At 54.8% G+C, this 7,553-nt stretch carries 7 protein-coding genes; 6 read left to right on the top strand and 1 reads right to left on the bottom strand.

Going from position 1 to position 7,553, the window contains the following annotated elements; all coding sequences use genetic code 11:
* The first annotated feature begins 100 nt into the window (after positions 1-100).
* From QEH59_RS17855 to QEH59_RS17840, 4 genes are all read left to right on the top strand, one after another.
* Positions 101-1,093 (top strand): o-succinylbenzoate synthase, encoded by a 993-nt coding sequence (locus QEH59_RS17855; RefSeq protein ID WP_308986747.1) that lies wholly within the window; start codon positions 101-103, stop codon positions 1,091-1,093.
* Positions 1,078-3,027: an REP-associated tyrosine transposase gene (locus QEH59_RS17850; protein ID WP_308986746.1), complete on the top strand. Its 1,950-nt coding sequence runs from the start codon at positions 1,078-1,080 to the stop codon at positions 3,025-3,027. Before QEH59_RS17855 ends, QEH59_RS17850 begins: the two co-directional genes overlap by 16 nt.
* A gap of 52 nt (positions 3,028-3,079) precedes the next feature.
* On the top strand, positions 3,080-4,837 hold the full coding sequence (polX, locus tag QEH59_RS17845) for a DNA polymerase/3'-5' exonuclease PolX (RefSeq protein ID WP_308986745.1): 1,758 nt from the start codon (positions 3,080-3,082) through the stop codon (positions 4,835-4,837).
* Positions 4,838-5,086: 249 nt separating this feature from the next.
* Entirely contained in the window at positions 5,087-5,689 is a 603-nt protein-coding gene (locus QEH59_RS17840; RefSeq protein ID WP_308986744.1) for a DUF3793 family protein, read from the top strand.
* Between the two features lie 96 nt (positions 5,690-5,785).
* Here QEH59_RS17840 and QEH59_RS19085 read toward each other — a convergent pair whose 3' ends face one another.
* Complete coding sequence (locus tag QEH59_RS19085; protein WP_425609265.1) at positions 5,786-5,947, bottom strand: 4Fe-4S dicluster domain-containing protein; 162 nt, start codon at positions 5,945-5,947, stop codon at positions 5,786-5,788.
* A 347-nt stretch (positions 5,948-6,294) separates the two neighbouring features.
* On the opposite strand from QEH59_RS19085, the gene QEH59_RS17830 reads away from it, so the two are divergent.
* The gene (locus QEH59_RS17830) at positions 6,295-6,693 is read left to right on the top strand and encodes a hypothetical protein (protein WP_308986743.1); all 399 of its coding nucleotides are present in this window, start codon (positions 6,295-6,297) and stop codon (positions 6,691-6,693) included.
* A gap of 16 nt (positions 6,694-6,709) precedes the next feature.
* Complete coding sequence (locus QEH59_RS17825; protein WP_308986742.1) at positions 6,710-7,390, top strand: hypothetical protein; 681 nt, start codon at positions 6,710-6,712, stop codon at positions 7,388-7,390.
* Positions 7,391-7,553 lie beyond the last annotated feature (163 nt).

The raw sequence follows: 7,553 nt of genomic DNA, 5'->3' as shown, positions 1-7,553 counted from the left end.
GTTCTTATTGATGTTCGTAGATGATGTGGGGTTTTGCATAAGTTTGTCACTGTAGCGTTTCCACGCTCCTGATAAACTCCCATGTCATCTACCTTTGATTATGAGCCGTTCTATCGCAGTAAAACCCTATCGACGCGTCTTTCGCAGGCCGCTACGCACTGCGCGCGGCGAGTGGGCGCGGCGTGAAGGCTTTTTGCTGCGCGTCGAGCAGGACGGGCAAGTCGGCTATGGCGAGGTGGCCCCGATCCCGGAATTTGGCAGCGAGACGCTGGCAGAGGCGCAGGCCTTTTTGCAGCAATTGCAAGTGCAAGCGGACTTGCCAGTGCCGCAGGATTTGCCCTGTTGCGCCTTTGCACTCTCCAGTGCGCAGGTCGCGGCCGCAGCGGACGCAGCGGCATCAGCGAGGACACGTGTCTACCCCGTGTCTGGGTTATTGCCCGCCGGAGATGCGGGATTGACGCGTGCGCGGCAACGCGTGCAAGCGGGCTACCGTAATTTGAAATGGAAGATCGGCGTGGCCCCCGTCGCTCAAGAGCTGGAATGGGCAGGTCAGCTCTTGGACACCCTGCCGCCAGGCGTGCGGCTGCGTTTCGATGCCAATGCCGGCTTGAATCCATCCGAGCTAGAGCAATGGCTGGAGCTCTTGGCGCGCTTCCCGCAGCAAACGGACTACATCGAGCAACCGCTGGCTTGCGGCCAAGAGGCAAGTATGGCCCGCTATATGCACGACTACGGGGTGCCCATTGCCCTCGATGAGTCGCTGAATGGTGACAGTGGGACGCGTTTTTTAGAACCAGGCGCCTGGTCGGGGCCCTTGGTGGTCAAGGCTGCCTTGATGGGGGAGGTCGGAGCCCTGCGCCAGCGTCTGTTGCCGGTGGCGGAGCAAGTGGTGTTCTCGTCCGTATTTGAAACTGGTATCGCAGCGGAGAGCGTATTGGCCTTAGCCGATCGCTTGCCGGGCCAGTCACGTCCGATCGGTTTTGACACCGTGGATGCTTTTCATGACACACTCAATCATCTGGCCGCGGCGGCGACGATTGGCCGCGCGGCCCGCGCCGGCTATGTGCCCGAGCAGATATGGAACTCGATTTAGAAGAACTCGCGCGCGACTGGATCGACGGCATTTCAGGCGAGGCCCTTGTGGCGCGCGTGCAGGACTATCTGTCGCAGGTGGAAGCGCTCACGCGTCAGCAGCAAGCATGCGGGGTGTTGTTGACGGAGCAGGATCCCATTGAATTTGCTGCTGCGTTTTTTGCGGCTGTTTTGCTGGACGTGCCTGTGATCTTGGCCAATCCCAAGTGGGGCGCGCAAGAGCAAGCAGAGCTGGGGCGTTTAGTGTCGCCAGCCATTTGCTTTGGTCGGGGCTTCACTTGTGAAGACCGCGGTGGCATGGAGCGGGATGGCTCGGCGGTCTTCACGAGTGAAGCCCCTACGTCTCCAGAGCCGGGCTCCATTCTCATTCCGACCGGTGGCAGCACGGGCGGGGTGAAGCTGGCCGTGCATACTTGGGATTCGCTTTGTGCGGCTTGCGAGGGCGTGCAAGGCTTACTGGGCGGTGGGCCGATTGATAGTTGCTGCGTATTGCCGCTGTATCATGTGAGTGGGTTGATGCAGTTGTTGCGTGCTTATGTGACGGGTGGGCAGATACGCTTCGATGAAGATGTGGTTGCGGGCCGTTGTCTTTCCTACGTGCCGACACAGTTGCAGCGCGCCTTGGGCTCAGATGCGCGTGTCCAAACATTGCAGACCGCGCGTGCGATTTTTGTGGGCGGGGCCGCCTTGCCTGAGTCGCTTGCGCAGCAAGCGCGCGCCTGTCAGTTACCGATCATTCCCGTCTATGGCATGACCGAGACCGCGGCCATGGTGGCCGCCGTGCCAGTGGCGGACTTCTTGCAGACGCCCGATGCCGGAGCGGTGGCGATTGGTGAGGCACGTTTTCAGATCGAAGCCGATGGCCGTTTGCGCATCTTCAGCCCGGCCCTTTTCCTGGGCTACCATGGACAGCCGCGCATAGAGGGCAGCGCCGGTTATTTGACCGACGACGAGGCACGTCTTGACGACAAAGGACGTTTGCATGTGATCGGGCGCAAAGATCGGCTGATCAATAGCGGCGGGGAAAAGATCGATCCCCGCGAGGTGGAAGCCGCAGTGGCGCAGTTAGCTGGCGTTGAAGCCGTGTTAGCGGTGGGATTGCCCGACCCTGAGTGGGGGCAGCGGCTGGTCGTGTTTTATACCGGTCGCGAACAGCTCGCTTGGAAAGCACAGCTGCGCGAGAAATTGGTGAATTATAAGATCCCGAAAGAGCTGCGTTGGGTGGATCGCCTGCCGTTGGATGAAAAAGGAAAGGTCGTAGGGGCGCTGGCGAACGTCGCAAAGGTAGGGGCTTCATTTGTGAAGACCGCCGAGCCTAAGAGCCGAACCACGGCGGTCTTCACAAGTGAAGCCCCTACGAAAATCATCTTACCCGTCCGTAAAACGGCAAACCTACGCAAAGGTCGCGTCTCCATCCCTGGTAAGCGTTACTTCATCACGCTGTGCGTTAAAGATCGAAAGGCTTCCTTGTTGGAGCCTGCCTTAGCGGCGGCGATTCTAAACATCTGGCGTCGGCAACACACGGACCAGGATTACACCTTTCACTGCGGCACACTGATGCCGGAGCATATTCATTTTTTATGCACGCTGGGGGATCGCATTTCACTGGGACAGTGCATCATTAAATTTAAAGCGAAAACTAAGGCGGCCCTCGCAGCTGCGGGCCTGGAGTGGCAGCGCGATTTTTACGATCACGGCCTGCGCGCGGATGACGCGATGGAAAGCTTTGCGCGTTATATATTCCTGAACCCTTATCGAAAATCGTTGCTGCCTCTGACTGAGCAATGGCCGCATTGGCATTGCAGCCAGGAGTATACCCCGGAGTTTGTGCAACACTTGGATGATCAGGGCGCGCCGCCTAGCCAATGGATTGTTGACTCGGTTGGAGCGCAAGAACTGATCGAAATAGATATTGCTTCAGGTGAATGGGTGTAGGGGCTTCTATCCTACGCTTGTCATCTGAATCAACTGTCTCAAGTTTTCTCATATGAACAAAGCTGACATCGTAGACGTCCTTGAGGACATTGCCGTGCTCTTAGAGCTCAAGGGAGAGAACCCATTTAAAATTCGTGCCTATTCCGGGGGCGCGCGGGTGTTGGAGACGATGGAAGACGACTTGGGCGAGGTGATCGCCGAGGGGCGGCTGGGCTCGATCAAGGGAATCGGCTCCGCGCTGGTGGATAAGATCGAGACACTGCACGCGACCGGTGAGCTGGAGTATTATACCAAGCTGCGCGCTTCCATTGCGCCGGGCTTGATCGAGATGTTGGACATTCCTGGCCTCGGCGGCAAGAAGGTGAAGAAGCTGCACGACGCACTTGGTGTGGAAAGCATCGATGCGCTCAAAGCTGCCTGCGAAGCGGGCGAGGTGTCGGCGCTCAAGGGCTTTGGTCAAAAGTCAGAAGAAAAGATTTTGACCGGCATCGCCAATCGTGCGGCTTATGCGAAACGCCACCTGTGGTGGGAGGCGCGCACGGTGGCTGAGCCCATCCTAGCTGGCTTGCGTGACTTGCCACAGGTCGAGCAAGCGGAAGCGGCGGGCAGTCTGCGGCGTTTAAAAGAAACCGTGGGTGATTTGGACTTCATCGTGGCGAGCTCTGAGCCGCAAGCGGTGATGGATTGGTTTGTGGGGCAAGATTCTGTGCAGGAGGTGACTGCGCACGGGGAGACGAAGTCCAGCGTGCGCTTTGAGTCCGGACTGCAGGCTGACCTGCGAGTGGTGCTGATGGCGCAGTTCGCCTTTGCGCTGCATCATTTTACCGGCTCGAAGGAGCACAATGTCGCCATGCGCCAGCGCGCGCTGAGCCGAGGCTACAGTTTGAGCGAGTGGGGGCTAAAGCCTTCGTCGAACTCAGGTAGTGGGGAGATGGAAGTGGGGAGTGGAGAGTTGGAAGTTTCTTCGGAGCAGGAACTGTTTGAATTTTTGGGCTTACAGATGATTGCGCCTGAGTTACGTGAGGGAATGGGCGAGGTTGAGCGCTATGAGCTGGGGGGGGATTCAGTGCCTTCGCTGCTGGAGCTTTCGCAGTTGCGTGGGGTCTTTCATAATCACACCACCGCATCCGATGGGCGGGGCACGATCGAAGAGATGGCGGAGGCCGCGGAGGCGCTTGGCTTCGATTACCTCGGTCTGGCCGATCACTCGAAGGCGAGTTATCAGGCGAATGGACTGAGCGATGCGCGCGTTTTGAAACAGTTGGAGCAAATCCGCGCCTTTAATGAGTCGGGCGAATCGGCCGTGCATGTGTTTTCGGGTATCGAGTGTGACATCTTAGCCGATGGTTCTTTGGATCTGGAAGATCGCACCTTGGCCGCGCTGGATTATACGGTGATGTCGGTGCACTCCAGTTTTAGTCAATCGGAAGCGGAGATGACCGCACGGGTGATTCGCGCGATCGAGCATCCGGGCACAGTAATGCTGGGGCATCCCACAGGGCGCATTTTGCTGCGGCGTGAGCCGTACAAGATCGACCTGCAAAAGGTGATCGACGCTGCCATTGCCAACAAGGTGATCATCGAGATCAATGCCAACCCCAAGCGGCTGGACATGGACTGGCGGCTCTGGCGTAGAGCCGCCGAGAAGGGGCTGATGTGCGCCATCAATCCCGATGCGCACAGCACGGAGGGGCTGGCGTATTACGCGGCTGGCGTGAATATCGCGCGCAAGGGCGGCATTCCTACAGAGCAGATTCTAAACTGTCGGGACTGCGCGGGCGTCGCACAGTGGTTTGCTGAGCGCAGATAGTCGTCCCGCTACTCAGAGTGCAAGAACGCCCGGCTATGTGCTCACAGCCGGGCGTTGATATGACATTATCTGGATGTGCAGAGAGGACTAAGGAATGAGACTCAGTATCACATCGGGCTTGCAATTTTTTCGAAGTTCGGATTTGTATGCGGCGAGTGCATGTATTCCGCATCGCTCATTCGCAGCACAAAAAAATAATTCATTCGATTCATATTCACCGGCATGGTATTGGAACAAACAGAGTCAAACATGCGGCCATTCCACGATTGGAAGGCAGCATTGGCCGGCGCGTCCGATTTGGAGCAGCGCTTTGATGCCTGGGTGTTTTTGAATGCTTCGAGTGTCTTGTTAAGCGAGAAGACCGGTGAGCTGCTGTCCTTGGACCTCGAGGAAATGGGGATGTCGGTGGCGCAGGTCGAGGCAGGTCTCGCGCGTTTGGCGGCTCAATGGGGCTTTGATTTTCGTTTGTTGATCGAGAGCAATGGTCTGCAGAAATTTATTATTTTCCAAACTGAGCGGCTGCAAGCTGTGTTGGAGAGCGCGCCTTATTGCGTCATGGGAGCGCAGCTGAATTATCGCTACCCATTACGCGCGGGCAGTTTTATTGATGAGTTACGCGAGCGCTGGCGTCTGCACGGCACGATTCCGCATGAGATCGGCGTTGCTTTAGGTTATCCCTTAGATGATGTCTTTGGCTACATGGGCCTGTTGCCACTCTCCTGCAAAGGCGTGTGCGGCTGGCAGGTTTACGGCTGTATGAAAGAGTCGCAGCGGCGCAGTTGCGCTTTTAATAATGCGCGCTGTCAGGCTTTGATTTTTCTTTCGCAGATAGCGGGCGTCTCGGCTAGCTAAGCTGCATTCACACCTTACTCACAACAATGCCGCACCCCTTGGCAGGTCGTGCGGCATGTAAGGTGTGCTGTGCGAGAAATCTACGTGGTCGCTGGGCTACTTCTTGACGATGGCGTCGGTTGGGCACTGTGGCACACAACGGACGGCGCCCATGTTGGAGCAGCTATTACACTGATCGGCATCGACTACGTAAGTTTTATCAGTGGCATGGGCACTGATCGCATTGCGCGGGCATACCGGACGGCAGGCATCGCACATGACACATAGATCTGGTTTGATTAGATACATGATGATTGATTTTTTTGTAATGTGCTTCGAGGCACGCCGAGTGCGAACCTGCCTTTATTGAGACTCAGGTCTGGGCGAATAGCAAGCGATATTTGAGTTTGGTGGCTGCTTAACTTGTTATTTAACAGCGAATTGTGAATTTTTAGCGTTATTGAGACTCAGTAGCTTGTTATTTTGTTCTTATTGAGAATCGTTGTCAGTTTATTATAATTCCAGATCCTGTGTGGGCGCTGTAGGATCGATTGTTGAAAATGGGAGTCTTGAGTGCGTTTAACTCTGTGCTTTTCTTTAAATCAAAGATGCGCTGATCTAGGGATATGCTCACAAAACAACACGCCATCGTCATGTGGATTATCTGGTTTGCCCAGTTACAGGCGGCCTTCATGTTTCAATTTTTTCTAGCAGATGGATTTTCTAAGGAAAGTAACTTAGCCACTCCGATGGCGGGGTGGATCTGGTTGTTGTGCATTGCACCTTTAGTTTTGGCGACAGGGATCCGTTGGTTGGGCATTCCCAAAATGGCAGAGCCTAACAAACAGTTGGTGATCATGATCATCGGTCTCGCCCTGTGTGAGACCAGTGTGCTGAGTAGTATCTTTTTGGTGGCCCGTGACTATCCACAATACCAGATCGGTATTTTGATGGTGGCGGTGGTCAGCATTATTCAATTTGCCCCCAGTTATGCCACGCCCGGGTATAAGCTGGAAGAGCGCTGAAATAGAGACGCGAGTAATGTCCTTTCAATTGAATCGCATCGTCCCGTGGGGAAGGACTTTTGATGAGTATGTGGCGATGTTTGAATTATCGGCGCATGATTTGGGTCAACGCATACTTGGATGTGGGGATGGCCCCGCCAGTTTTAATGCTGAGTTAACTGCCCAGGGTGGAGAAGTCATTTCCATTGATCCACTTTATCTATTTGAGACAGAGGCGATTCAGGATCGGGTAAAAGTGACGTATCCGCAGGTGTTGCAACAGGTGGCTTTGAATGAAAGTCAGTATGTGTGGACTCAGGTAGGATCGATTCAGAATTTAGGTCAGATTCGAATGAATGCGATGAATGCCTTCCTTGCGGATTATCCGCAAGGTTGCGCGGATGGCCGCTATATTGCTGAAGCACTACCTTCGCTATCATTTCCAGAGCAGTCTTTCGACTTAGCGCTGTGTTCACACTTTTTGTTTCTCTATGATGAGCAGCTTGATTTAGATTTTCACCTTTCGAGTATCAAAGAACTGTGTCGTGTGGCGAAGGAGGTCCGGATGTTTCCATTGTTAAATCTCGCGGGTGAAACCTCTCAGCATTTAGATCCTGTGCTAGGATATTTTATGTCTCGAAATTATGACGTCGAAGTGAAACAGGTGGCCTACGAGTTTCAGAAAGGCGGCAATCAGATGCTCTGTATCTCGGCGTAGCTGGGGTGATTGTGCCGTTCAGTTGTTTGGAGGTGGGGCTTGGATACGGCGCTCCTGTTCAGTTGTTTTTAGTTCTACATTGTTAAACTAGGAAAGTAGGCGGTTCATCTCTGTTTTCGATAGTGGTGTTCAATGGATTTGAGTCTTGCTGTGTGTCTTTGTA

Origin of the sequence: Thalassobacterium sedimentorum (assembly GCF_031127905.1) — a bacterium.
Classification (GTDB): domain Bacteria; phylum Verrucomicrobiota; class Verrucomicrobiia; order Opitutales; family Coraliomargaritaceae; genus Thalassobacterium; species Thalassobacterium sedimentorum.
The sequence above is the reverse complement of the archived record's forward strand: the minus strand, read 5'-3'. Positions and strand labels throughout refer to the sequence as shown.

Coding starts and splice junctions, on each gene's coding strand:
- QEH59_RS17855 (WP_308986747.1), top strand. CDS start 101: ATGAGCCGTTCTATCGCAGTAAAACCCTATCGACGCGTCTTTCGCAGG.
- QEH59_RS17850 (WP_308986746.1), top strand. CDS start 1,078: ATGGAACTCGATTTAGAAGAACTCGCGCGCGACTGGATCGACGGCATT.
- polX (WP_308986745.1), top strand. CDS start 3,080: ATGAACAAAGCTGACATCGTAGACGTCCTTGAGGACATTGCCGTGCTC.
- QEH59_RS17840 (WP_308986744.1), top strand. CDS start 5,087: ATGCGGCCATTCCACGATTGGAAGGCAGCATTGGCCGGCGCGTCCGAT.
- QEH59_RS19085 (WP_425609265.1), bottom strand. CDS start 5,947: ATGTGCGATGCCTGCCGTCCGGTATGCCCGCGCAATGCGATCAGTGCC.
- QEH59_RS17830 (WP_308986743.1), top strand. CDS start 6,295: ATGCTCACAAAACAACACGCCATCGTCATGTGGATTATCTGGTTTGCC.
- QEH59_RS17825 (WP_308986742.1), top strand. CDS start 6,710: ATGTCCTTTCAATTGAATCGCATCGTCCCGTGGGGAAGGACTTTTGAT.